The organism is Nocardia sp. NPDC049707 (assembly GCF_040674855.1).
In the GTDB taxonomy this organism is placed as follows: domain Bacteria; phylum Actinomycetota; class Actinomycetes; order Mycobacteriales; family Mycobacteriaceae; genus Nocardia.
This window is the reverse complement of record NZ_JBFANN010000062.1, coordinates 1-24,367: the sequence shown is the minus strand read 5'-3', so window position 1 is coordinate 24,367 and position 24,367 is coordinate 1. Positions and strand designations below refer to the sequence as shown.

19 protein-coding genes are annotated in these 24,367 nt (G+C 64.1%); 6 read left to right on the top strand and 13 right to left on the bottom strand.

The genetic code is table 11. From position 1 onward, the window contains the following. Positions 1-39: 39 nt before the first annotated feature. The 3 genes from AB0J29_RS33900 to AB0J29_RS33890 form a co-directional block, all read right to left on the bottom strand. On the bottom strand, positions 40-813 hold the full coding sequence (locus AB0J29_RS33900) for an ABC transporter permease (RefSeq protein WP_364794788.1): 774 nt from the start codon (positions 811-813) through the stop codon (positions 40-42). After that, positions 810-1,463, bottom strand: coding sequence for an ABC transporter permease subunit (locus tag AB0J29_RS33895; protein WP_364794786.1), 654 nt, complete (start codon positions 1,461-1,463; stop codon positions 810-812). The genes AB0J29_RS33900 and AB0J29_RS33895 overlap by 4 nt, the downstream gene beginning before the upstream one ends. 656 nt (positions 1,464-2,119) lie before the next feature. After that, on the bottom strand, positions 2,120-3,259 hold the full coding sequence (locus AB0J29_RS33890) for a helix-turn-helix domain-containing protein (RefSeq protein ID WP_364794784.1): 1,140 nt from the start codon (positions 3,257-3,259) through the stop codon (positions 2,120-2,122). Positions 3,260-3,395: 136 nt separating this feature from the next. Here AB0J29_RS33890 and AB0J29_RS33885 point away from each other — a divergent pair, with 136 nt between their 5' ends. From AB0J29_RS33885 to AB0J29_RS33875, 3 genes are all read left to right on the top strand, one after another. After that, a complete protein-coding gene (locus AB0J29_RS33885; RefSeq protein ID WP_364794783.1) occupies positions 3,396-6,875 on the top strand; it encodes an indolepyruvate ferredoxin oxidoreductase family protein in 3,480 nt (1,159 codons plus the stop codon). Positions 6,876-7,065: 190 nt separating this feature from the next. Further along, a complete protein-coding gene (locus AB0J29_RS33880) occupies positions 7,066-7,395 on the top strand; it encodes a transposase (RefSeq protein WP_364794782.1) in 330 nt (109 codons plus the stop codon). Between the two features lie 563 nt (positions 7,396-7,958). Next, positions 7,959-8,324, top strand: a complete 366-nt coding sequence (locus AB0J29_RS33875; protein WP_364794781.1) for a hypothetical protein — start codon at positions 7,959-7,961, stop codon at positions 8,322-8,324. Positions 8,325-8,388: 64 nt separating this feature from the next. On the opposite strand, the gene AB0J29_RS33870 is transcribed toward AB0J29_RS33875, so the two are convergent. From AB0J29_RS33870 to AB0J29_RS33855, 4 genes are all read right to left on the bottom strand, one after another. Next, positions 8,389-9,303: an MBL fold metallo-hydrolase gene (locus AB0J29_RS33870; RefSeq protein ID WP_364794779.1), complete on the bottom strand. Its 915-nt coding sequence runs from the start codon at positions 9,301-9,303 to the stop codon at positions 8,389-8,391. A 68-nt stretch (positions 9,304-9,371) separates the two neighbouring features. Then, positions 9,372-10,112, bottom strand: a complete 741-nt coding sequence (locus AB0J29_RS33865) for an IclR family transcriptional regulator (protein ID WP_364794777.1) — start codon at positions 10,110-10,112, stop codon at positions 9,372-9,374. Positions 10,113-10,153: 41 nt separating this feature from the next. After that, positions 10,154-10,525 (bottom strand): hypothetical protein, encoded by a 372-nt coding sequence (locus AB0J29_RS33860; protein ID WP_364794775.1) that lies wholly within the window; start codon positions 10,523-10,525, stop codon positions 10,154-10,156. A gap of 44 nt (positions 10,526-10,569) precedes the next feature. Beyond that, positions 10,570-11,118, bottom strand: coding sequence for a hypothetical protein (locus tag AB0J29_RS33855; RefSeq protein WP_364794773.1), 549 nt, complete (start codon positions 11,116-11,118; stop codon positions 10,570-10,572). Between the two features lie 132 nt (positions 11,119-11,250). Between AB0J29_RS33855 and AB0J29_RS33850 the strand changes: the two genes are divergently transcribed. Next, entirely contained in the window at positions 11,251-13,569 is a 2,319-nt protein-coding gene (locus AB0J29_RS33850) for a LuxR C-terminal-related transcriptional regulator (protein ID WP_364794771.1), read from the top strand. A 1,086-nt stretch (positions 13,570-14,655) separates the two neighbouring features. On the opposite strand, the gene AB0J29_RS33845 is transcribed toward AB0J29_RS33850, so the two are convergent. Genes AB0J29_RS33845 through AB0J29_RS33820 form a run of 6 tightly spaced genes read right to left on the bottom strand, consistent with a single transcriptional unit; the run spans position 14,656 to position 20,523 of the window. Continuing rightward, entirely contained in the window at positions 14,656-15,381 is a 726-nt protein-coding gene (locus AB0J29_RS33845) for an SDR family oxidoreductase (RefSeq protein WP_364794769.1), read from the bottom strand. Between the two features lie 2 nt (positions 15,382-15,383). Beyond that, complete coding sequence (locus tag AB0J29_RS33840; protein ID WP_364794767.1) at positions 15,384-17,114, bottom strand: IlvD/Edd family dehydratase; 1,731 nt, start codon at positions 17,112-17,114, stop codon at positions 15,384-15,386. Next, positions 17,111-18,025, bottom strand: coding sequence for a 3-keto-5-aminohexanoate cleavage protein (locus AB0J29_RS33835; RefSeq protein ID WP_364794765.1), 915 nt, complete (start codon positions 18,023-18,025; stop codon positions 17,111-17,113). Before AB0J29_RS33835 ends, AB0J29_RS33840 begins: the two co-directional genes overlap by 4 nt. Next, positions 18,022-18,636, bottom strand: a complete 615-nt coding sequence (locus AB0J29_RS33830; RefSeq protein ID WP_364794764.1) for a DAK2 domain-containing protein — start codon at positions 18,634-18,636, stop codon at positions 18,022-18,024. The genes AB0J29_RS33835 and AB0J29_RS33830 overlap by 4 nt, the downstream gene beginning before the upstream one ends. Before the next feature lie 7 nt (positions 18,637-18,643). Next, positions 18,644-19,648: a dihydroxyacetone kinase subunit DhaK gene (locus tag AB0J29_RS33825; protein WP_364794762.1), complete on the bottom strand. Its 1,005-nt coding sequence runs from the start codon at positions 19,646-19,648 to the stop codon at positions 18,644-18,646. After that, positions 19,645-20,523 (bottom strand): 3-keto-5-aminohexanoate cleavage protein, encoded by an 879-nt coding sequence (locus AB0J29_RS33820; RefSeq protein ID WP_364794761.1) that lies wholly within the window; start codon positions 20,521-20,523, stop codon positions 19,645-19,647. The genes AB0J29_RS33825 and AB0J29_RS33820 overlap by 4 nt, the downstream gene beginning before the upstream one ends. Before the next feature lie 188 nt (positions 20,524-20,711). Between AB0J29_RS33820 and AB0J29_RS33815 the strand changes: the two genes are divergently transcribed. Together AB0J29_RS33815 and AB0J29_RS33810 are read left to right on the top strand one after the other, a co-directional pair. Beyond that, complete coding sequence (locus tag AB0J29_RS33815; protein WP_364794759.1) at positions 20,712-21,656, top strand: zinc-binding dehydrogenase; 945 nt, start codon at positions 20,712-20,714, stop codon at positions 21,654-21,656. A 1,797-nt stretch (positions 21,657-23,453) separates the two neighbouring features. Then, positions 23,454-24,038 (top strand): hypothetical protein, encoded by a 585-nt coding sequence (locus AB0J29_RS33810; RefSeq protein WP_364794757.1) that lies wholly within the window; start codon positions 23,454-23,456, stop codon positions 24,036-24,038. Positions 24,039-24,367 lie beyond the last annotated feature (329 nt).

Sequence of the window (24,367 nt, the reverse complement as noted above, 5' to 3'; positions counted from 1 at the left end):
GTGGAGATCTCTTTCGTAGGGTTGGGTGAACCACCGGCATCACTCGGCACTCCCGGAGAGGCTGTGGTGCCAGCGCGTGAAGTGCCTCTCGATCGCTTGGAAGAGGGCGTTGAGGGTGATTCCGAGCAGCCCGAGCAGGATGATCCCGGCCCACATGTTGTCGATCCGGAAGGTCAGTTGCGATTGCCAGATGAAGAATCCGATGCCCTCCTTGGACGCAACCATCTCGCTGGTGACCAGTAGCAGGATGGCCAGCGAGAGGCTGATCCGCATGGCGGCGAAGAGCCGGGGCATGATTGCCGGAACGATGATGAACCGGAGCCGCGTCGTACCGTCGATGGCGTAGGAACGAGCGCTGGCGAGCATCGTCGGGTTGAGCTCGGCGATACCGTCGGCCACGTTCAGGACAACCGGCCAGCAGCAGACGAAGGCGATTACGGCCACCTTCTGCGTGGTCCCGAAACCGAAGAGCACCAGAGATAGCGGCAGCAGCGCCACCGCGGGTATCGACCGGAGGAAGCTGACGATCGGCGTGGCCAGCAAGCGGATCGTCCGCGACAGGCCCATGGCCGTTCCACCCGCGAGGCCCATGACCACCGCGAGTACGAAGCCCAAGGCGAGCCTGATGAGACTGGGCACTGCATGCTCGCCGAACTTGTCGGATAGCCACGCACGCCGGAATGCGCTGAGCATCTCCGGGACCGACGGCCAGGCGTAGCCGTGGCCGCCGGCCAGGTAGATCCACACCCCTGCGACGACGGCTGCCGTGGTGCCGACCTCGAGGGCTATGTTGAGGGCTCGACGACGTGTCATGAGCTGAGGCCCCTCTGCGACGGGTGCCAGTGGAGGCAGCGGCGCTCCAGACGAGAGAACACGATGTGTACAACTGTCCCGATGGCGCCCGCGGTGAGGATCAGGCAATACATCCCGACGTAGTCGCCAGCGGTCTGAGCCATCGCGATGTCGTGGCCGATACCATCTACCCCGACAACCACCTCGGCGCTGACGACGATCATCAGCGCCGTCGAGGAGGCGATCCGGAGGCCGGTCGCGATGTAGGGTAGCGCGCTGGGAAACGTCACCCAGCGGAACTGCTGGGGAGGGGTCAGCTTGAAGGAGCGCGCCGTTTCCTTTGCGCCGCCGTCGACGCCGTGAGCGCCGTACATCGACGCCAGGATCAGCGACCATACGCATCCGAAAATGGTGAGGAAGACGACGCTACGGATGCTCAGTCCCCAGATCAGCACGGTCAGCGGAATCAGCGCCATCCCGGGGACCGGCCGCAGGAACTCGACTGTGGGACGGAACGCCACCCAGAGGGGGTCGACCGTACCGAAGATCAGCCCGATGGGTACCGCGATCAGGACGGAGAGCCCGAATCCGATGAGCCACTGCTCGAGCGTCATGCCGACGGAGGTCCAGAACGCAGCTGTCGTCGCCTGATGGGCGAGGTGCGTGATCACTGTGGTCGCCGGGGGCACAGAGCCGGTCGGAAACGCGCCGACCCGCGACGCTACCTCCCAGACTGCGAGGGAGACGAGAATTCCGAGAATTCCGAGGACTGTCGGACTTTCGCGCCAGGGAACACGCGACTTCGGTGTTCTTCCCGGGCCCGCGGGTGCGGACGTGACCGTCCGCCCGTGTGCCGTTTCATATGTTGCGATCACAGACTATCCATCCAGACGATTCAGGCCATCTATGTGACCTGCACTACAGCAATGAGCATCAACGTAGTCGTGGGCTTGAACAAGCCCCATCCGTTCGTGTACTGAACCGACCGCGGCGACCTACGTATGCCTGACCGGAAACACCAAAGGTGACCGCCACCGCGACCGCGGTCGGCGGAGCCGGCTCGATTCGAGGAGCGGCCAGGTCAGGCGACGGCCGGCGCGAGAGTCACCTGGTAGCCGAGGGCGGTGATTTGTGCTGTGAGGCTACGGATATTCGGCGCTCGGCGTTGACACGAGTCGCGCGCAGTAGTCGGGGCCGAGATCGTGGAAATCCTCCAGAACCGACCTCAGCGATCAGCCTTCCTGCTAGAACCCGCCGGCGGGCCGCCCCGGGGCAACCGTCAGTGTTTCACGCCTACGAGGCGTCCCGGCAAAGATCAGGGGAGCTCTCAGCCGAGCTCGGCGACGGTGCAGGCGGCGATCGACCTCACCAGCCCGTCGAATGTCCGCGGGTCCCAGCCGGTGAGGTCGGTCCACCGGTCCAGGCGGTACGCGACGGTGTTCTGGTGCAGATGGGACTCGCGCGCACACTTGACCTTGGACATATCCGCCGCCGCGTAGGCGCGCACCGTCTCGCAAAGATGGGCTTGGGACCGTGCGATGTCGACGGCCCGGAGCGCTTCGGATTCGAGCAGCGGGTTGATCGCGGCATGCCCACACCAGTGCCAGTCGCGCGCGAACTCCCGGATGTTCGCTGACGCCGAAGCGATCGCCAGGGTCGACTGGGCTTGCCGCAACGACCTCGTGGCTCCGGCGAGTCCCGGGTGCTCACAACCGATCCCTGCGCGTACCTGGGCGTTATCGGAGGTGAACGCTTCGCGCGCCCGCGCCAGAGCATTCGGGCCACGTAGTAGAGCGAGGTAGGTCTCGCCGGCGCGGGCATGCAGCATGTCGAAGCCCTCGAGTCGACGCATGATCGGGTCCTCGATTCCCATCTGGAGGCGGGAGCTGGAGGTGAAAGCGACAGCCACGTGGGTGGCGGCTTCGTCGAAGCCGAGGTACTCGGCGAGCCGCGAAAGTTCGGCGCCGTGGTCGCTCGCCAGGAGCAACTCGATGAACCGCTGTGACACGCTGATGTGGACCCTGTCGCGCTCTCGAGTTTCGCGGCTGTGCGCCGCCGCGAGACTGGTCGAAACTGCTTGCATCGACTCGAGCATCAACGAGGTCAGCTCGGGCAGCAAAGGCGCAGCTGGTCCGGGATCCCGGCTCAGGTTCCGCCACAACTCGCGGTCACCGACGTGGAACGCACTGATCAGAGCGTCGACCGAGATCCCCTGCCGTGCGCGGCGCTGCGCGAGCCGTACCGCTTGGTCCAGGTCGCCGGGATCCCAGGCGCGTCGTTCTCGGAAGGCGTCGAGGCGACGACGCAGCTGCTCGCGCACCGACTCGACATGCTCGTTCACCGGGACGAGCAGGAAGTCGGGCAGTTCGTCGCGGATCCGAGCGACGGTCTCCAGCGCAATCGCATCGATCCTGGCCAGCTCTCGCTCCGCTAGGTTCGCTGCACGGGCCCAGTCCGGTTCGGTCATGGGCAGAGCTTGTGCGCTTCGCACAAGTAAAGCAACCCACCCCGGAGGAATTTGGTCAGGAGAGCCCATGGATGCGTGGTTCAGATCACGGGACTATGTCACAAGCAAATGGACCTTGACGATAGGCGGAGTTCTGATGACCGAGCTGCGGAGCCGGCAATTCACCCTGGAAGATCGGTACCAGCACCAGGGCGAGATCCTCCTCACCGGGTTACAGGCGCTGGTGCGCGTTCCCATTGAGCAGAGCCGCCGAGATACGGCCGCTGGTCGCCACGTCGGCACGCTGATCAGTGGCTACGAGGGGTCTCCGCTGGCGGGATATGACCTCGAGCTGCACCGGCAGTCGAAGTTGCTGGCCGACCATCGGATTGTCTTTCGGCCAGGAGTGAACGAGGAGCTCGCCGCCAACGCCGTCCAGGGTTCGCAGCTGGCCTCCGCGTCCGACACACGGGAGGTCGACGGTGTCGTGGGCATATGGTATGGCAAGGCGCCGGGGCTCGACCGTGCCACCGACGCGCTGCGCCACGCCAACCTCGGCGGCGCGGACAAGGACGGCGGAGCGTTGGTCCTCGTGGGGGACGACTCCATCGCGAAATCGTCGACCGTTCCCAGCAGCTCCGAGGTTGCAATGGCGGAGATCGGGCTCCCGGTGCTGGTGCCTGCGGACCCCCAGGAAATTCTCGACCTCGGCCTACATGGAGTGGCCATGTCGCGATTCTCGGGTCTATGGGTGGGCATGAAGCTCGCGACGAATGTCGTCGATGGTTCGGCGACGGTGGACCTCGGGCGTGTGGGACGAAACATCCGTCTTCCGAACTGTGAAGTCGAGGGGACGCCCTTCACGCATGAGGTCTCCGCTCACTTCCTTCAGCCCAACCTGGCGCGATTGGAGAAAACCCTGCACGGAGCGCGTGCCGAGTTGGCCCTGCGGTACGTGCGCGACAACGGGCTCAACTCGATCGAGGGCGATCCGGACGCAGCACTCGGTATCATCACTGCCGGCGCACCGTTCCGCGATACGCTCGAAGCGCTCGAACGACTCGGACTTTCCCGTGAAGGTCTCGCCGAGTCGGGGGTTCGGATTCTCAAGCTCAGCGCGATAAGTCCACTTGATCGCGACCTTGTCCGGCAGTTCGCCGAGGGGCTCACCGAAATCGTGGTCATCGAGGAGAAGCGGCCCTTCATCGAACTCGGCGTCAAAGACGCTCTCTACGATCTGGACCGCAAGCCGGCTGTGGTCGGCAAGCGAGATACCGACGGAGCGCCGTTCATTCGTCCCGATGCGGACCTGCCGCCCGAGTACCTAGCGAGCAAGTTGGCGAAGCGACTGGTTGTGGTCCTCCCCGAGGGACGGAGAGCGGGTCTCGAGCTCGTTGAGCGAAAGCACGTCGGATCCCGGATCCAGTTGCCTCTGCTGACTCGAACACCCTATTTCTGCTCTGGTTGCCCCCACAACCGCTCGACTGTCGTGCCAGAAGGCTCACTTGTGGGTGCGGGAATCGGCTGTCACACCATTGCCGCGCTGATGCCCAGCAGCCGGGTCGGTGAGATTGTCAGCCTCTCCCAGATGGGTGGCGAGGGCGCGCCATGGATCGGCATGGCACCTTTCGTGCGTGACCAGCACCTGTTCCAGAACCTGGGTGACGGCACCTTCCATCATTCCGGGTTGCTCGCCATTCGCGCTGCTGTTGCGGGACAGGTGAATATCACCTATAAGCTGCTCTACAACGATGCCGTCGCAATGACCGGTGGTCAGGATGCTGTTGGGAAGATGTCCGTCCCGATGATCGCGCAGGAGCTGATTGCCGAGGGTGTGCGCCGAGTGGTTATCACCACCGACGACCGCTCGAAGTACCGGAGGGCCCGACTTCCCCGTGGGGTGCGAGTGTTCGACCGGGCCGAACTCGTGCCGGTCCAGGAGGAGCTCGCGCGTACTCCAGGGGTCACCGTCCTGATCCACGACCAGGCCTGCGCCACCGAGTTGAGGCGCAAGCGCAAGCGCGGCAAGGCCAAGGATCCCGTAGTCCGTGCGTTCATCAACGAACGCGTTTGCGAGGGTTGCGGCGACTGCGCCCAGAAGTCGAACTGCATGTCGGTCCAGCCTGTAGAGACTGCTTTCGGGCGCAAGACGAGGATCGACCAGCCGTCCTGCAACAAGGACTATTCTTGTCTCGAAGGCGACTGCCCGTCCTTTATCCTTGTGCGACCGGGCAAGAAGGGCACGGGCTCCCCGAAGAGCGCGCCTATTGCGCTTCCCGAGCCGGTACACCGAGTGGACCCTTCCCGGTTCAACGTGCGCATCACCGGCGTTGGTGGCACCGGGGTGGTCACAACCGCCCAGATCCTGGCGACTGCCGGTACCCTCGCAGGGTTCAACGTGCGCGGGCTGGACCAACTCGGACTTGCGCAGAAGGGCGGGGCCGTCGTGTCCGACTTGCGCTTCTCGATAGAACCGATCGACGGGACGAACAAGATCGCGCCGGGCGACTGCGACCTCTACCTCGGTTGCGACATCCTGGTTGCGGCCGCTGAACATAACCTGCTCGGCGTCTCGTCTGACCGCACGATCGCCGTCGTTTCGACGTCCCGAGTGCCGACCGGGGCGATGATCCTCGAGCCGTCGACCAGCTTCCCGGATCTGGAGTCGATCCGAGGTCTGATCGACACCAAGACCCGGGGCGCGGACTCGTGGTACGCCGATGCGCGCGCGATCGCCCAACGCGAGTTCGGTTCGGACCAGTTCGCGAACATGGTGCTCGTTGGCTTAGCCGTTCAGGCCGGGGCTCTGCCTCTTCCGATCCCGTCGATCGAGCAGGCCATCAGTCTGAACGGGGTTGCTGTCGACGGCAATCTGCGAGCGTTGCGGGTCGGTAGGGAGCACATCATCGCCCCGGCGCCAGCCGCGGCGCCGTCTCGCTTCGCAGATTCGTCGAGGGCGCATGCCGAATTGCGCCGCGCGCTCGCGAACCTTGCCGGCATGGATGAGGTTCTGAAGGACCGCGTGGCGACTCTCGCTCTCGAGTTGGCGAACTACCAGAGTGAGGCGTACGGGTTGCGCTTCGTCGAGTACGTGGAACAGTTGGCCGGGAGTGAACAGGCGCGGCTCGGCCGGGTGGGGGCCGTCACCGCCACCGGGGCGGAATCGATGTTCAAACTGATGGCGTATAAGGACGAGTACGAGGTCGCCAGGCTCTCGCTGGATCCGATATTTCTCTCAGCGGTGGAGCATCAGTTCGGGACCGGTGCGTCCATCCGCTATCAACTTCATCCTCCGCTTCTGCGGGCGCTCGGCCTGAAACGCAAATTGTCATTGGGTGCCTGGTTCACCCCCGCGCTCCGCGCGCTCAAGGCTGGGCGACGCCTTCGTGGAACGGTGCTCGACCCGTTCGGATACGCCAGAATGCGGCGACTCGAGCGACGCCTCGTCCGCGAATACTGGGCACTGACAGAGTCAGCGGTGGCCTTGCTGACGAATGCCAATGATGAGCGCGTCCAAGCGATTCTCGCGCTCCCCCAGGAGATCCGCGGCTATGAGGACATCAAACTCAACAGCATTCGGGAGTACGAGGCCAGGGTTCTCGAGAGCATGACGTCACTCACCAAGTTGGAGTCGTAACGCTGTCGGCGCGCTGAGCTAGCCGTACGAACCATGGACGTTGGTGACGGCGCGGCGAGCTGATATGGCGAAGACCTCCGAGTGAAGTGCGAGCTGGCAAGTAAACGCATTCACTGACCGGAGTGAGGTTCACCCCGGGTGGTGGACACCGAGTCGACAGGACGACCAGTCCTGTTGAAAGGATGTCTGTATGCCTCCTCGCAAGCGTCGGTCGTTCACGGCCGAGTACAAGGTCGAGGCTGCCCATCGTGTGATCGATTCGGGTCGCACGGTCGCCGAAGTCGCCCGGGAACTGGGTATTCACGAGAGTTTGCTCGGAACGTGGGTCAAAGACGAGCAGCGCAGGATCGCCGCCGCCGAGGTCCATGGCGAGAAGCCCCTGAATGCCGCTGAACGGGCAGAATTGCTGCGGCTGCGACGGCAGGTCGGTGAGCTGGAGAAAGACAACGCTTTCTTGGTAAAAGCTTCGGCGTACTTTGCCGCGACGCAGAAGAACCGGTCCGGTTCGGTCCGATGGTGAAGTACGCCGGCCCCGACGATGTCGCCGAGACCGCCGACACCACTTCTGCTGAGGGCAGCGGTTCTCGATCGTGGGGATGGCGCGACTGCTGAAGGTTTCCACAATTCTGTCAACTGACAAATTCCGATCGTGGCGGCGAGTACACCGCCCATCTGACCGCGCAGGCGTGCTTCCAGCACGGACTGCGCCGGTCGATGGGCGCGACCGGAATCTGCTGGCACAACAGCCCATCCGAATCGTTCTGGTCGACATTCAAGCACTAGGAGTTCTACCGCCACGTCTATGCGAGGAAAGCGGAACTCGTTGCCGCAGTGACAAATGGATCCACTTCTACAACAGTGTGCGGCGGCACTCTGCACTCGGAATGCTCAGTCCCGACAGATATGAGAACTCACTCCAAACGGTTACCGCCTGAACCCCATAAGCCCCCTGTCCACCATTCGGGGTGAACATCAGCGCGGCATCATGGCTGACAGATGGCGCGAACGGCGGAGCATGCGGTCGTCCCTGTCACGGTCCGCTCCCACGTGAAAATGGGACATCGAACGACTACGACCCACCGCATGCGACGTCGTGATGAGGCGGTGAGCGATGTACCTGAACGGAATCCAAGTAGAAGAAGCCGAGGAGCGAAGGAGGCGAGGCATGGTGGCCGAGGCGGGTCCCGTCGCGACAGCGAGGAAAACACTTCACCGACAAAGGAATCCACCAACTCATCGACCCGGGGCGAGCTCATCGGCTGGCTCGACCTCGGCTCCGCAGGATGGCTCGATCTGCTGATCATCGGCTCGGCGGGCGCCAGCGTCGTGCTGATGGGCTCGCATGATCGTGGAATCCACACTCACCTGCCAGCAGATCCCACCGGCGGCGGTATTCAGGATGTTTCGTGGCTGAACCTTTTACCGAAGACCTCAGCCCGCCTCGGGTAACGATCCACCAACGCGGGACAACACCTTTCAACTCACCCACACAGTCAGCACGGCACAGCGGTGCTCACCGACCCACCACTTCGAAACACTGCCTAGTCGAGTCCTGTCGCAGGAGCCTGATCCGTAGCGGCCCGTCTACAGGGAAGTGCGACGTAAGCAGCTGCACATCACCGGTGGCGGCGCGCTCCAGCAGCTCGACTCGCACTCGGGCCGCCTCGGACGGGTTACTGTCACCAACTGCGCACAACGCGGAATGCGTCAGCTGGATCGGATGATGGATAACGTCCCCAGACATGACTGCGGTTCCTCGCGGTGACCGCACCTCAATCGTCGAGTGGCCACCGGTGTGTCCGGGCGACGGCACCGACACCACGGTCGTATCACCGAACTCGGCCACCGTGTACTGCCCGCGATAGGTTGCATACCGTGCACCGGTGAGTACCGGACGGATGCTGTCCTCGAACATCCGAACCAGGTCCTCTTCGACGCCATTTACCGGCCCGCTCTCCACAATGGATCGAAGCGAGGCCAGCTCCTGCTCACGGAAGAGATAATTCGCCTGGGGGAACGTGGGAACCCAAACACCATTCATACAGTGGGTGTTCCATCCGCAATGATCGGGATGAAGGTGCGTGTTCACTACAGCGGTCACGGCGCTCAAGTCAATTATTTTCGTGAGCCGGTCGAGATAGTCGGTGTCGAACATGTGATGAGCGAGCAAGTTCGGACGATGCCGTCCGTTGCCGTTCCCCGTGTCAACCACAATAATGGCATTCCCGAGCTCGATCACATAAGTGTGGATCGCGAGGATCAGGTCGTGACTATCCTCGTCGATACAGGCCGGTCCCAGGTTTGTGGCGGCCGACGAGATCTGCGATGCAGTTACCCCAGGGAAAATTTCCGTAGGGCTGAAGGCCCAGCGAGCCCGCTCGGTGACCTGCCGAATGCGCGCGTGGCCGACCGTGGTCTCGAATGTCATCAGGCTCTCCCATAATTCGATCGTGTTGTGTCTTGGATTCCGTGCGAAAGATGCGCCGGATGACGGCCTCAGCGCATGTGCGTGCGCCTGAGTTCGGCCTTGCGGAGAGCCTGGCTGATCGCGGCCGCGGCCTGTCGAACCATGCTCGGGTCGGAGGGCGCCCAGCCGTTAGTCGTCGGTCGGGATATGGAGATCGCTCCGACTACTTCGCCGCACAGACCCAATATGGGAGTCGCCATGCCGCTGAGGCCGGGCGCCGACTCCTCGTTGTCGTATGCGATCCCTCGGGAGCGGATCTGCTCGAGCTCGCGGATCAGGGCGGCGGGCGACGTCGTGGTGCGGCTCGTGAGTCTCGGAAGTGCGGTCGGCAGGACGCTCTCCGGGTGAGCCAGCGAGGCGAGCAGTACCTTTCCCGAACAGCTGGCATGTGCCGGCCAACGCCCTCCGGTTCGGCGCGGGCTCCGATGGCAGCCGGGCGAGCTCGCCACGTGTAGGTAGACGCATTCGATCCCGTCGAGCATCGCGATGGCAGCGGTGGCGTACGAGCGTCGACTGAGGCTTTCGACGTAGGGCACGGCCACCGATCGCAGCAGCTGGGCAGTCGACTGTAGCTGCCCGAGTTCGAAGAGGAGTAGCCCCGGTCGAAATCGCGAACCTGCTCTCTCCAGGATGCCGACCTTCTGCAACTCGTGCAGCGTGCGGTGAACCGTTGCCTTCGGAAGGCCTGTCCGGCGGTGTATGTCGCTCACCCCGAGCTCTCCATGGGTTCCTCGGAAGCTCTGGAGGATGGCGACAGTGCGGGGGATCATTCCGTGGGCCTCCTCAGGGTAAGTGAGCTCGATCGTCATCGTCAGCCACGCTCATCGAGTCGTGCGATTGTCGCGACGAAGGTTGCAACGGCTTCGGGGACGGACGTGCCGGAACGGATCGACAGAGCGGCGGCGGTTTGGTTGGCGACGGTGATGATGCCGTTCGACCAGATGTCCATCCCATCGCTTATCTCTGCGGAGTCGTGGCTGACCGCGACGGCGGGAATTCGCACCTGGTCGAGGTACTCCAGACCGAGCACCCCGGCACGATCCGTCCCGATGCCGGCGTCGCTGAAGACTGCAAACCGCACTCCGAACGCGGAGGCGACCCGTCCAGAGGCAAGGCCTCCGTTGGAACCAGTGACGACGATCTGACCCCGATCTGCAGTTTCCAGCATCGACACGCTGTCCATGACCACTACGCGGACGCCGTCGTGGTCCGCCGCGATGTGCCGCTTCACAGGCTGTCACCGCCGAGGTGGGCGAGCCCGAGGGCAGCGAGCGTTTCCTGTCTCTCCCGGCCGCTGATGAAATCGCGCAGCTGGGCTTGGAGCGCGGCGCCGCAGGTGAACCCGAGCTGCTCGGCCATCCGATTGACGTAAGAGACAACGCCACGGTCCCATACGTCGCGGCCGTCGCCGATGCGAGCACTGGAACCAGCGACTGCGAGTGCGGGCACGTTGAAGTTGGCCAATTTCTCGAGTCCGGCGACGCCCGCATTGTTCTTTCCCATGCCGGCGTCGCTACAGATCACGATTCCGACACCAGCGCGCAGGGCGTACTCGCCAGCGCTCGAGCCGCCGTGTGAGCCGGTCACCACGATATGGCCGCGGTCTTCTCTGAGGATCGCCGACACCGTGTCGAGCACGACGATGTTCCAGCCGTTCGCCGTCGCGACCACTGCGCGATTGATCGAGACGCCGCCGAGGTGTGGCGGCGAGGGGGGAGCGCCTGGGCGACCAGTTGCATGCGTCGTGCGGCCATTGCCGGTGTCGTTTCGGACCATGAATCAACGCTAGGTAGAGTCCCTGCATTCCGACCATCCGTGCGTCTACGGATCTGGGCTTCGGACGTCTCAGTAGGACCGGCTTTGCCGGATCGGGGTCATCTCGGGAGTGTCGTGCGTCAAAATAAATCCATGAGCGACCGCTATAGATCCCGTCGGGTAACGATCCCGGCCGAGGTCTCCTCGCTGGTCGGTCGCGAGTCGGAGAGCGAACACCTGGTGGCGACGCTGGGAAACCGGCGGATCGTCACGCTGACCGGGCCTGGTGGTGTCGGCAAAACGCGCCTGGCCATCCGGGGTGCCTGGCGTTGCCAGACCGAGTTCGGGCAGGTCGTCTTCGTCGACCTCGCAGAGCTGACCGATTCCGACTCAGTCCTGGATGCGATCGCGCGCAACGTGGGTGCCAGTCTGGACGGTGAGGGCGGTGCCCTCGCCTCGGTGGTGGACTACCTGCGCTCGCGCCGGACATTGCTGATCCTGGACAATTGCGAGCAGGTCGTTGGCGACTGTCAACGCGTTGTCGCCGAGCTGACAAATTTCGACCAGCGCGTCACGATCATGCTGACCAGCCGGCAGCCCCTGGGATTGAGCGGCGAATACCTGATCGAGGTCGCGCCGTTGGAAGTGCCGAATCCCGAGCACGTCCGATCGGTGGACGACCTGACCCAATTCCCTGCCACGAGGCTGCTGATCGAGCGTGCCGCCGCCGCCGCGCCGGCCTTCCGGCCCGTGGACAGAGATGCCGCGAAGCTGGCCCGCTTGTGTGCACGACTAGACGGGCTGCCGCTGGCGCTGGAGCTCACTGCGGTCCGGTTGAGAGCGTTGAGCATCGAGCAGATCACAACGCGCTTGTCGAACCAGTCTCCGAAGGCGGAGACGTTGCCTGGGCTGCCCGCGCGTCAGCATACGCTCCATGCGCTGATCACCTGGAGCTACGAGCTGTGTTCCGATGCCGAGCGTCTGCTCTGGGCCCGACTCTGCGTCTTCCCTGCGACCTTCGACCTTCCTGCGGTAGAGGCGATCTGCTCCGACGACATCCTCCCCGAGGACGAGGTGGTCGATGTTGTGTCATCGCTTGTCTCGAAGTCGATCGTGACGCCCGTTCGCCGCAGGGTTGGGGGTGTCCGATACCGGTTGTTGGAGACTATCCGGGAGTATGGGGCCGCCATGCCGACGGGCCTGGACAAAGAGGTCTTGCTGGGACGACACGCCGCGTTCTATTCGGATATAGCCGCTCGGAGTGAGACCGCGTGGTTCAGCTCGTCGGTCTCCAGCCAGGAGTTCCTGGTCCAGGTGGAGCACGCCAACTTCGTACGCGCACTCACCACCAGGCGCGACCTCGGCCAGGCGGCCCAGGGACTTCGGATGGCCAGTGCCCTGCGTTATTACTGGAGGACCTCGGGCCAGCTCACCGAGGGCCGACGCTGGTTCAACGAGTTCCTGACCGAGGCGACCGGGCGGGACCGAGTTCGTGGGGAGGCGTTGTGGGCCGATGCCTGGCTTGCCTTGCTGCAGGGGGACATCGAGGCCGCGGCAGACCTGCTAGGCGAGGCCGAAAGGCTGGCATCGGATCTGGGGGACCGTGGCGTGGAGGCGCACGTTCTCGACACCTGGGGTCTGCTGCATCTCGTGGCCGGCTGCTACCAGGAGGCGGAGAAGGTGCTCGTACGTGCCGTCGAGTTACATGAGGCTGGTAACAACGTAGCGGCGGCGGCGCTCGCCACGCATCGTCTCGCGCAGTCGTCATTGGCTTTGGGCAAGGCCGAGGAGGCCGTGCGGCTGGCCGGGAGGTGCCTCGCTGTCCTGCCGGAGAAGACTTCCTGGTTAGCCGTGAACGCGAAGTGGGTGCTCGGGATCGCGCAATGGCGCGTCGGCGACCTGAAGGCAGGTCTCGACGCCGAACTGACGGTGGCCAGGGCGAGTGCGGAGAACGGCGACCGCTTGGGATTGACGATCTCCGCGCAGGCGGCCTCTTGGATGTGCGCCGCGGCGGGTGACCATCACCGCGCCGCGACGCTCACCGGTTTCGTAAACCGGTCACTACGCGAAACCGGGGCACAGTTCACCGCGCGGGGGTTCCTGTCGAACATGGACGAAGAGTCCTCCGCCCTTCTGACGGCAGCTCTCGGCAACGATGGCCGCGCAGAGTTTGCAGCAGCAGGGTCCGCACTTTCTGAGGAAGGGGTGGTGGAACTCATCGCCGGGTCGGTGGGCGACGATGCGCGGCGGTCGCCCCAGCTGGACCCGCTGAGCCGGCGCGAGGCCGAAATTTCGCTTCTGGTGGCTCAGGGGCTGAGCAACCCGGCGATCGCAGGCCAGCTCTTCATATCGGCCCGCACGGTCGAGACGCACGTCCAGAACGCCTTCACGAAGCTCGGTTTCAAGTCACGCTCCCAGCTCGCTTCTTGGGTCACCTACCAGACTCGGATACAGACGGTGACGCAAGCTTGAGCTGCCTCGGCTGCCGAATGTCTGTGGTGTGCAGTGAACGGCGATTTATTGCACATCACACACCGTTCTCGGAGTTGAGAGGTCGCGCAGATAGGCCCGTATCCATGTATGGTCGCGAGCCCCACACAACCGAGATCTACGGACGTCGACGCCGTTCGGCGACGTGGAGCCCAGCGGCGGGCGGTGCAGTAGTGACTCCAGCGCCGCCCTGGCTGCACCCAGATCGGGCGGGGGCGAGTTTCGCTTCGATATTGGCGCTGTAGCTGCACTTGATCACCATCACCATCAGCACGCTGGCCCGCCAGCACGTAGATCTGCCCGCAGCACGGATCATCGACGGGTGGATCAGCGCAGATGAGGCTGTCGATGCGATCGGCGCCACTGATGTCGTGATACACCTCAGCGGTAGTCTTCAGCGGCCCGGACTGGCAGACCCACCGAGGGGCACCGTGGCGCGAACTGGTACCAACGTGCCAAGGGACTCGCCGAGCGTGTCCTGACAAACTTGCCCGCACAATCGCTCATCCTGGGCATCCCGCCCACCGTCTCCGGCTGCAGCGCACCTGGCGTTTTCGAGCGCGGATGCTTCCCGCCGACAGTCGCTCTACTCCGCCGACCTTGTCAACGCGCTGATCGCAGCCTGCACCCACGCCTGGCACCCACCCCTAGTCGGACCAGACAATCTCTGCGTCTTGCAGAGCATCCGGCACTTCAACGGCCCGGACATCGCCATCAGGCACGTGCTCATCGCCGCAGCGCACAACATTCCCGCGGTTCACTGCAACACCTTTCGATGCTGGTGTTGCAATCTCCGCTAGAACCGAAGCTGTCACACCGGGGCCACTTCAGGTTGACATAGCAACAGGACGCGAACCCCATTCCACGCCCACCTGGCAGATGCTCGGCCTGCCCCCTACCCCGCTCTGCGCGATCTGGCTCCTGAACACACAGCCGTCAACCGGCGGCTCCTACTCTTGCCGTTTTTCAACCATCCCCGGGGGACCGTGACCGTCTTTGCCATCCGGGCTGAGCGCACCGTTCTGGGAACAGCTCTCGGCTCTATAAGACTGCTGAATAGGGAGTCTCCTAGCCGCGCCCGATGAACGGCATGTCATTCGCAAGGATCGTCATCTCGAGCACGTTGACGCCCAGCGGTAGTCCGGCCATGAAGAGAACGGCGTCGGCCACGTGCTCGGCCGAGAACGTCGGCTCCCGGAACTCGTCTGTGCCCAGGTCGTCGAAGATCGACGTGGAGGCGTTCCCGATGTTGATCTGGCCGCAGGCGATGTCCAGACCGCGGGTGTCCAGCGAGATCGCCTTCGTCAGCCCTGACATGGCATGTTTCGTAGTCGTATAGCTCACGCTCTTCGGACGCGGCGAGAACGCGGACACCGACCCGTTGTTGATGATCCTGCCGCCTCGAGGATTCTGGGATTGCATCTGGCGGATGGCAGCCCGGGCGCAATAGAAGGCGCCGCTGACATTGGTACCCCACGTATCCGTCCAACCGTCACTGGTGGTCTCCTGCGGGCTCGCATGCTCCCCGAATACGCCAGCGTTGTTGAAGAGCAGGTCGACACGCGACCACTGAGAGACAATCGCGTCAAAGGCGCACTCGACCGCTGTCGGATCTCTCACGTCGGCCGTCAGCGCCAGGCCAAGCGCGCTCCCGCCCAGCGACTCCTCCAGCGGCTCCAGTCGGCGACCGATTGCCGCAACTCGGTAGCCCTGCGCAAGCAGTCGCCTGGTCACGACTCGCCCGATTCCATTGCTTGCGCCGGTGACTACGGCGACCCTGTGTTCCACGCTCATACTCACTCCCAGTGGTTATCGCCGGTGACCTCGACCCCGCGGCGGCCGACCAAGAAATCGAAGTCGACACCCTGGTCGGCTTGGAGCACGTGCTCGTCGAACAGTTGCAAGTAGCCACCACGACGCTTTTCGGGGCGCGACTGCGATCGCCGCGCCTCGAGCTCCGCCGGCGGAACGTCCAGGGTCAACGTGCGAGCTGGGACATCCAGCACTATGAAGTCGCCGTCACGCACCAGCGACAGGGGGCCGCCGACCGCACCCTCGGGAGTGACGTGAAGGACAACTGTCCCATACGCCGTACCGCTCATCCGGGCATCGGAGATGCGCACCATGTCCCGGATGCCGGCTCGCAGCAGCTTCTTGGGAATCGGTAGGTTCCCGATCTCCGGCATTCCCGGATATCCGCGCGGCCCAACACCGTGCAGGATCAGTACGGAGCTCTCGTCGACGTCGAGATCCGGATCGTCGATGCGGGCCCTGAGATCGTCGGCCCCATGGAACACGACAGCTCTTCCTCGGTGCTGCAGCAGCGCTTCGGTGGCCGCCACAGGCTTGATGATTGCGCCGCCAGGGGCAAGGTTCCCGCGGAGAACCGCGATTCCGGCGTTCTCGGCGATCGGCGCGGCCAGCGAGGTGATGACGTCGCTGTCCCAGATCTCCGCGTCCGCGACGTTGTCCCGCACCCGTCCACCGCTGACCGTGATGGCGTCCTGGTGCAGGAGGTCGCCGAGCTCGCGCATCACGGCAAGGAGTCCGCCCGCCTCGAACAAGTCCTCCATCAGGTGGTCACCGGCCGGCATCAGGTTGACCAGCAAGGGAATCGTTGCACCGTTCCGATCGAAGTCCTCGAGACTCAACTCGACCTCGATCCGACCGGCAAGCGCAAGGAGGTGGACCACTGCGTTCGTCGAACCCCCGATAGCGGCGTTGACCCGGATCGCATTCTCGAACGCCTCCCTGGTCAGGATGTCGGACATCCGCACGTCTTCACGGACCAATTCGACTATGCGTGCGCCCGCATCGCGCGCCAGTACGCGACGGCGTGCATCCACCGCCGGGATCGAAGCGTTCCCTGGAAGCCCGATTCCCAGGGCTTCGACCACACTGGCCATCGTGGATGCGGTCCCCATCGTGTTGCAGTGCCCGGCCGAACGGGACATGCAGGACTCGACGTTGCGGAACTCCTGCTCCGACATCCGGCCTGCACGCACGTCGTCGGCCATGGACCACAGGCTCGTACCGGATCCGATCTTCTGTCCGCGGTAACTGCCATTGAGCATAGGCCCTCCGGAGACCACGATCGTGGGGATGTCACAGCTCGCCGCGCCCATCATCAGCGCGGGTGTGGTCTTGTCGCAGCCACACAGGAGCACGACGCCGTCGAGGGGATTCGCACGGATCGACTCCTCGACATCCATGCTGACCAAGTTCCTGAACAGCATCGACGTCGGCCGGACGATGGTCTCGCCCAGCGACATGACGGGGAATTCGAACGGCTGCCCGCCCGCCTCGAGTACGCCACGCTTCACGTGCTCGGCGATCTCGCGTAGATGCCCGTTGCAGGGGGTCAGCTCGGAGAAGGTGTTGCAGATGCCGATCACAGGTCGCCCGTCGAACACCCGGTCCGGGTGTCCTTGGCTTCTCATCCACGACCGGTGCGCAAAGCCCGGGGTACCCGAAGCGCCAAACCACTGTTGCGAGCGCCAGGTGCTGTCGGTCTTCGGCGTACTCATAATCCGTCTCCTGCGATCGGCGCTGGGTTAGCGCTGGTCTGTTCGGGGAGCCCGAGGATCGCTCTGGCCTCGCCAGCCGTGGCTACTTCGAGGCCCATCGCGCGTACGAGCGTCACGGCGCGCTGCACTTGCTCGAAGTTCGACATCGGTGCGCCGTCCCGGTCGTAGGGAACATCCTCGATGCCGACCCGGACATGACCGCCGAGCGCCACAGCGTGCGCCATGCCTTCCAGCTGCCCTTCCCCGCCGAGGGTTGCCGTGAAGATCGTCTCCGGCGGAAGCGAGGAGACCAGGCTGGCGAGGATCTCTGGTCGATAGGGCAAGGCGTTCTGGAACACACCTTCCATCCCGAGCACGATATTGGCCACGTACGGGGGTTCGTCGAACCCACCCGCTGTCAACTTCCACATGTCACTGATCAGGTGGGAATGGTTGAACACCTCCCACTCCGGCTTGATGCCGAGCGTGCGCATCTCGCCGAGCAGCTGGCGGGTCTTAGACCATGGCGTGTCCATGAGAAATTCGCCCAGCGGGGTCGAGGCATACGCCGTGAAGGCGTCCAGGGTGCAGATGTCGGCGCCGCCGAACAGGCCCTCGCGCCGGGCGTCGAAGGAGATGGCGTTCGTTCCGGGCACCAGCATGTCGCCGTTTACCCCGCCACCGGTGGAGTTGTTGATCACGACGTCGCACTGTCGTCGGATCATGTCGTTGATCTGGCGGTAGATGTGCCGGTCGCACGTCGCCTCGTCGTCTGGGCGACGGGCGTGCACAGCGACCACCGAAGCGCCCGCGCGCACACACCGGGCGACGTCTGCGGCAATCTCCTCCGGCTGAGTCGGAATGTAAGGATGTTGGGACCGGGTCAGGAAGCCACCGGTTGGCGCCACCGTGACAATGACTTTGCGCGTCATGCGCTAGCCTCCCGGGCCCCCACGGCGAAGAAGAGCGCGACGGCGACGGCACCGGGGTCCGGGACCGAACACGCCCGGTTACCGAGGTAGCTGGCCCGGCCCCGGCTCGCCTTCATACCCTTCGTCGAGTCGGCACCGGCCTGGGCTGCGCGCGCGGCGACGACAAGCGCTTCGGTGACGGACGCCCGCGCGGCGCTCGACTCCGCCAAGGAAAGCGCGGCCGGTTCCATCGCGTCGACCATCGTCTTGTTCCCGACCTCGGCTCCCCCCAGTCGCTTGACCCCCTGGAGTCCATCGCGCACCCCGGCGGCCAAGTTCACCACGGTGAATTCGCCCGAGATCGCTTGCGCGATCGCATTGAACCAGAGCGCGAAGAGCGGCCCACTGGTGCCGCCGGTACCGAGGAAGCCGCGGGACAGCGCGGCGAACGGCGAGGAGGCCGAGTACTCGACAGCAGCATCCATCTCGACCGCGGCGTGGCGCGTCGCCGTCGAGATATTGGTCCCGAAGTCTCCATCGCCTGCCTGTCGATCGAGATCGCCCAGATGAGCCTCACTCAGCGACACCTCTGTGACGAAGGCGCGCACCCAGCGGGCCGGAAAGTCATCCATGTCTTTCTCACCACCTGTACGTCGGCGTCGCGACCGGCGCGTCCCATAGAGCCAAGAGCTCGTCATCGACCGACACCAAGGTCACGGAAAGACCCGGCATGTCCAACGACGTGACGAAGGAACCGGTACTGACCCGAGCCAGGTGGATCCCTCGGTCCGTGAGGATCCGCTCGACCTCCCACTGCAAGTTCGCGAGCATAAGGTGACCGGTGCCGCCGAGACCATTGACGACCGCAACGACGCGATGCCCTGCGGCGAGGCCGAGATGCTCGATGAGCGGAAGGGTCAACTGCTCAGCCAGCTGCGGTAGCTCGGCTCGCGGTCGCTTCTCGATGCCCCGCTCGCCATGGATTCCCACACCGAACTCGATTTCGTCTTCCGCGAGTTCGAATGCGGCAAGCCCGGTCTCCGGATTGATACACGGACCGAACGCGAGACCGAGAGTCGCGGATTGTGCCGCAACGCGCTTTCCGAGCGTGGCGAGGCTGGAAAGATCTGCCCCTGACTCAGCAGCGGCACCGCACATCTTCTCCACCGCCAGCACCGCAGCGGTTCCCCGCCGGCCAGGCGATCGCTGGTCCTCGGAATCCGACGCCGATGCGAGATCATCGTCGACTATGACCGTCGCCACCTCGATCCCCTCGGATTTCAACAGTTCTGCGGCGATCCCGAAATTCATCACGTCGCCCGTGTAGTTCTTCACGATCATCAGCACGCCGTTTCCCGTGGACACGAGGCGTGCGGCGTCAACGATCTGCCCGGCGGGAGGGCTGGCGAACACCCCACCCGGAACCGCGGCGTCGAGCATTCCTGTCCCGACAAACCCTCCGTGCAGCGGCTCGTGTCCCGATCCCCCACCGGACAGAAGTCCGACCTTCGCGCTCGCCAGCGACTTCCTGAGCACGGTGCGTCCGTCAGCGGCCAGCGAGACCAGCTCCGGATGGGCCGAGCACAGAGCTCGGACACTCTTCTCAACGAACCCTTGGGGTTGGTTGGACGCGACGGCGGTCACCGGGTGACTCCGAGGATCTCGCGTGTCTCGGCCGCTGAAGCCACCGGACGACCGAGCGACTGGGCCAGGTCGGCCAACGAGGCGACCAGCTCAGCATTTGTCGGCGCTCCGCGGTCTTCGTAGTGGTGATCACCGACCCCGATCGACAGGTGTCCGCCACGGCGGATTACGTCGGCGGCGACATTCAGCAGATCGCCGCGATAGGCCGAGACGAACCAGTGGTAGCGGTGGCCAACGGGCATTGCTGCGAGATGCGACTCGAGGCCGTTGAGGTCGGCGGCGTGGGCGGCCGGGAACTCCGGGCCACCTAGAACGAACTGGACGACGAAGGGCTGGCCGACGTGTCCGGCATCCAGCTGGCACTGGATGGCACGTGACCAGCTGTTGTTGAAACTTACGAGCCACGGATGCATGGCGAGCTCGTTGGCCTTGCCGAGCAGTGCCTCCTGGACTCCGGTGTGGTTGAGGAAGAGGCGGTTGTCCGAGCCGAACTTCCGTGCGACCGGGTCCCATAGATCCATGGACGCACAACCCATCTCGATGACCATGAACTCCGGGCGGGACCGGGGCAGGCCCGGAACGCCGAGAACGTTCGCGACGCGCTGGTCAATGGTGTACCCCGGTACGTTGGCGAGCGACGGCGCCAGAAGCATGTCGGCTTCGGCCCGGATCGCGTCGAAGCAGGCTTGGTAATCCGCCGACTCATGCGTCATCGCACCATCTGCTGTGCGCGCATGGAAGTGGGTGACCGTCGCCCCTACGTCAGCGCATTCCTTGATCACCGAAGCCAACTCCTCCGGCGTGAAGGGCACATCCGGGTTCCGATCCCGCATCGTGCCCTCATTCGGGTGCACCCCGATGATCAACTTCTCCATGGCGCTCCCGGCTCTCTTTTTGCTGCGCGAGTGGCGACCCCGCGCATCCGACCTGCCCAGCATGAGGTCCGTCTTGGGGTAGTTGTCGCCGCCGTTCGACTGAGCCGAACACCAATTTCGCTGTCGGTGTATTCGTGTCAGAGTCTGCAACGGTGCAGACCCACATCACTGACATGAGGAGCGACAAAGTGCAAAACCAGGCCGTCATCAGCGACCCCACACACCCCGATCGGCTCGTGATCCGCGACGTCCCTTTCCCCGAGGCCAACGCGGGCGACGCCGTAATCGCTGTGACCGCTTTCTCATTGAACGCCGGCGAGGTCCGGGATGCGTTCAGCTCCGACGTGGAGACCCGACCGGGCTGGGACATCGCAGGCACTATCGTGCGTGCCGCGTCCGACGGAACCGGGCCTGCCATCGGGACCCGGGTGTGTGCCTTCGCCGGGATCGGTGGCGGCGGCTGGGCACGCTTCGTCGCCGTACCTACGACCTCGCTCGGCGTTGTCCCGCAAGGCGTTCCAGACGAGACCGCTTCGTGCATCCCGGTTGCTGGACTCACCGCTCTGTACGCGATCGAGCAGCGCGGCTCGATTCTCGGTCGGTCTGTACTCGTCACGGGAGGAACCGGCGGTGTGGGTCTGATTGCTGCTCAGCTCGGTATCGCATCGGGCGCCGCGGTCCACGTTGGAAGTCGCCGCAGCTCCCCTGAACTCAGCTGGTTGATGGAACACGGCGCCACATCTCTCGTCTCGGAGAACGATCCGCTCGAGGGGGTTCGATTCGATCTCATCCTCGAGTCGGTTGGCGGTGCCTCACTTGCTCGGTCCCTCTCCCATCTCGAGGAGGACGGCGTTTGTGTGTTGTTCGGTAACTCCTCCTCACAGGAGACGAACCTGGCCCCTTCGAGCTTCTATCACCCTGGGCGGTCGACGCTGCGCGGCCTGTTCCTCGGCACCGAGATCCGGGGCCGCGAGGTCGGTGCGGACCTGACCAGGCTACTGCAGCTCGTCGCGCTCGACCGGCTCCACGTCGTTGTAGGTCGGTCGGCCGTATGGACCGAGATCGGCGATATCGCACGTCGGTTTCGAGAGCGCGAGTTCCCGGGCAAGGTCGTGCTCACCATCTCCGAGTGACGCGCCGAAGGCAAGGACTGGCTTCCCCGGCATAGGGCGTGCCGTCCTACCACCTCCAGCATCTACTCGGCGAAAGTCCTTCCGGGGCCTGTCGGGCGTGGTCCGTGGCGGAGCCGACTTCGAAATCCACATGCGGCGCACATCTCGCTATCCGAATGCGGTCGGCATAGCTGGGGTAGCGCCCCTCGTAGCAGGTCGACCCAGACCGAGGCATCGCGCACCACCTCGGCGCCGGACACCCTGGCCTGCTCAATGATGCCGAGCCGCTGCTGTGTCTGCTTCATTTCTTCGTCCCATGTGGCGATAGCCCGCCGCTGGGGTTCTCGCCGAACATCGGCTGCCCATCAGATCCCGCAATACGCCGACACCGACTTGTGCTCAGCACTGGCCTTCTGCGCGATCACCGAAGGCACCTCGTCCGGGACGTCACGCACCTGAATCGTCGCCATTACCCACCGCCCTCCGCGCGATTACATGCATCACTTCATGCACACCATGGCATGCAGCTGGTGTGGAAGTGGAGAAACTGGAGTCTGCGCGAATGAATGAACCCTGAGGATCCGCTCGCGACATCTTTTGTCGACCGAGGTCGGAGCCGATGACGGCCATCTAGCGTGATGTCCAGTCCGTACCGATGAGGTTCCTGGTGATCGGCAGCCGGATGTCGACGGCGGTGTCACGCCGATCAGCGGTGGCGGACGGCGCCGGGCGGCGATCGAGATCAGTCGTCGAAGCGGTGTCGTTGGTAATCGGTCCTACCACTCGCATTCCACAGAATCGGGTGGGCGCCTGGACCGCATTCCTCGGTCCACTTGATTGTCGATTCGCCGCGCATCCGTTCATTCTGCCGCCACAAGACGCGCATGTTGGTGCATAGTCCCGTCATTGCAACGGTCGCCGGACCCACATCGGTATTGGTGCATTCCACCTCGACGCGACTTTCGACCGGTACGGCTGTGCAGTAGACGTAGCCCGGAGGCGAGGCCTGGGCTGCCCCGGCCCCGCTCACGGACGCTCCGGCGACCGTGAGCCCGGAAATTGTCGTGCCCAGCACAAGGAAACACTTCCGCACACTGGTGGTAACTCGCATAGTAATCGTCCCCGTCAGGTAGAACCGTTTGTCGGTCGATTCACTCTATTGTCGGTGTCTTCGCTTCCCGCTGATGGAAAGGGTGAGGGTTGGCACCGCGTTGCGAAAGGCTGGCGAGTACGGCACTCCGGCGCAAGAATTGGACCACTTTGTTATGGATATCGCCTACGCGAGATCCGCGACACCAACCGGACGAGAGTTGGCTCCCTACCTATCGGCGCCGCGGTGAGACGTGCGCCGGCGGTTCGTGATCACCTGTGAAGATGAGTTGGCCGGTGATCCAGCGCGGTCGAACTTGTGCTCTCTATCGACGGGTATCGGAGATAACAGAGCAGTATTGACAACATCTACGCCGCTTTTACTGATAGCGACGCAGGCGCGAGCGACCTTGCCCTTGCCGACCAACCTGCACAACCGGAATCGAACACCCATGAGCGCGTGACTACGGCCCTTCGGTAACGTCGCGCGCGGCCGAACCCGGACAGCATCCGGCACCAGTCTGCCCGATAGCGGCGGCCGCTCGATCCGTCACGGGCTCAACACTATTCACCACAAGGTCACTCGAGCCACCCTCCGACACGACAGGAAACCCACATGAGCGTCGCAACCACCGAGGTCATCGCCAGGGCCGTCATCCGCCGCCCGAAGGGCGATTTCATGGGCAGAATTTTCGAGCTGCCCAGCGGGAAAGTCGAGTTGGCCGACCGATGACCGAGACTTTCGGCCGAAGTCGACGGCTGGTCCTGCGGGACGGCGTCGACGAATCCGCCGTGGAAGAACTGGCCGCGCTGCTCGGCTGGCCGCGCCGCACCGACATCCCCGAAGACCTCGAGGAATGGAGGCCCCGCCAGATCGCCTGGTACGTCGGCCCGGCCATCGCCGCTACCTACAGCGAGGATCTCCTCTCCGGATTCCCCTATGTGATGATCACCGGTTCGGACGAGAAGGTCATCCGGGTCACCGCGGAACTTGCGGAGAGCAAGCTGGACACCTGGCGACTCGACGAGCTCGTCCAGAGTGCCGACCCCGAAGCGGATTCGGCAACCTACGCCACATCGGTGCTGCGACTGGGAATGGGAGCGCCGGTGGAATTCGACGAGGAATTCTTCCGGAGCATCCGCCGGGCACTACGGAGCGATCGGCCGGAGGTCCGGAAGTACGCGGTGTGGGCGATCACGTACGAGCCGTGGCCCGCCCACGCGACGTTGTTGGCAGAACTGCTGGACGAAGAGCAGGACGAAGAGGTGGCCGACCTCGCCCGGAACGTGCTCGAGGAGATGGCAGCGATGTGATGCGCACCGGCCCCGGGCTGACCAGGTCCGGGGTCTGGTCAGCGCGATCCACTCCCAAACGATACGGAACGTTCCGGAAGCACTTTCCCATCCAAATACTCGCCATACTCGCCGGGGCGATCGGGGTCGGTCTTCTCGACAGCATTGCCGGACTTGCGGGCCTCGTCCAAGTATCCGCGCCAATTCGTCGGCACGAACCCGGTCGGTGCCTCAACGTCACGCTCGACAACTTCTGATCTCGCCCACATCGTCAGAGAACTACTTGATCACCAAGTCTCGGACGAGAGTGACAGATAGGCTCGCGCGACATCGACACAAAAGTCACACCC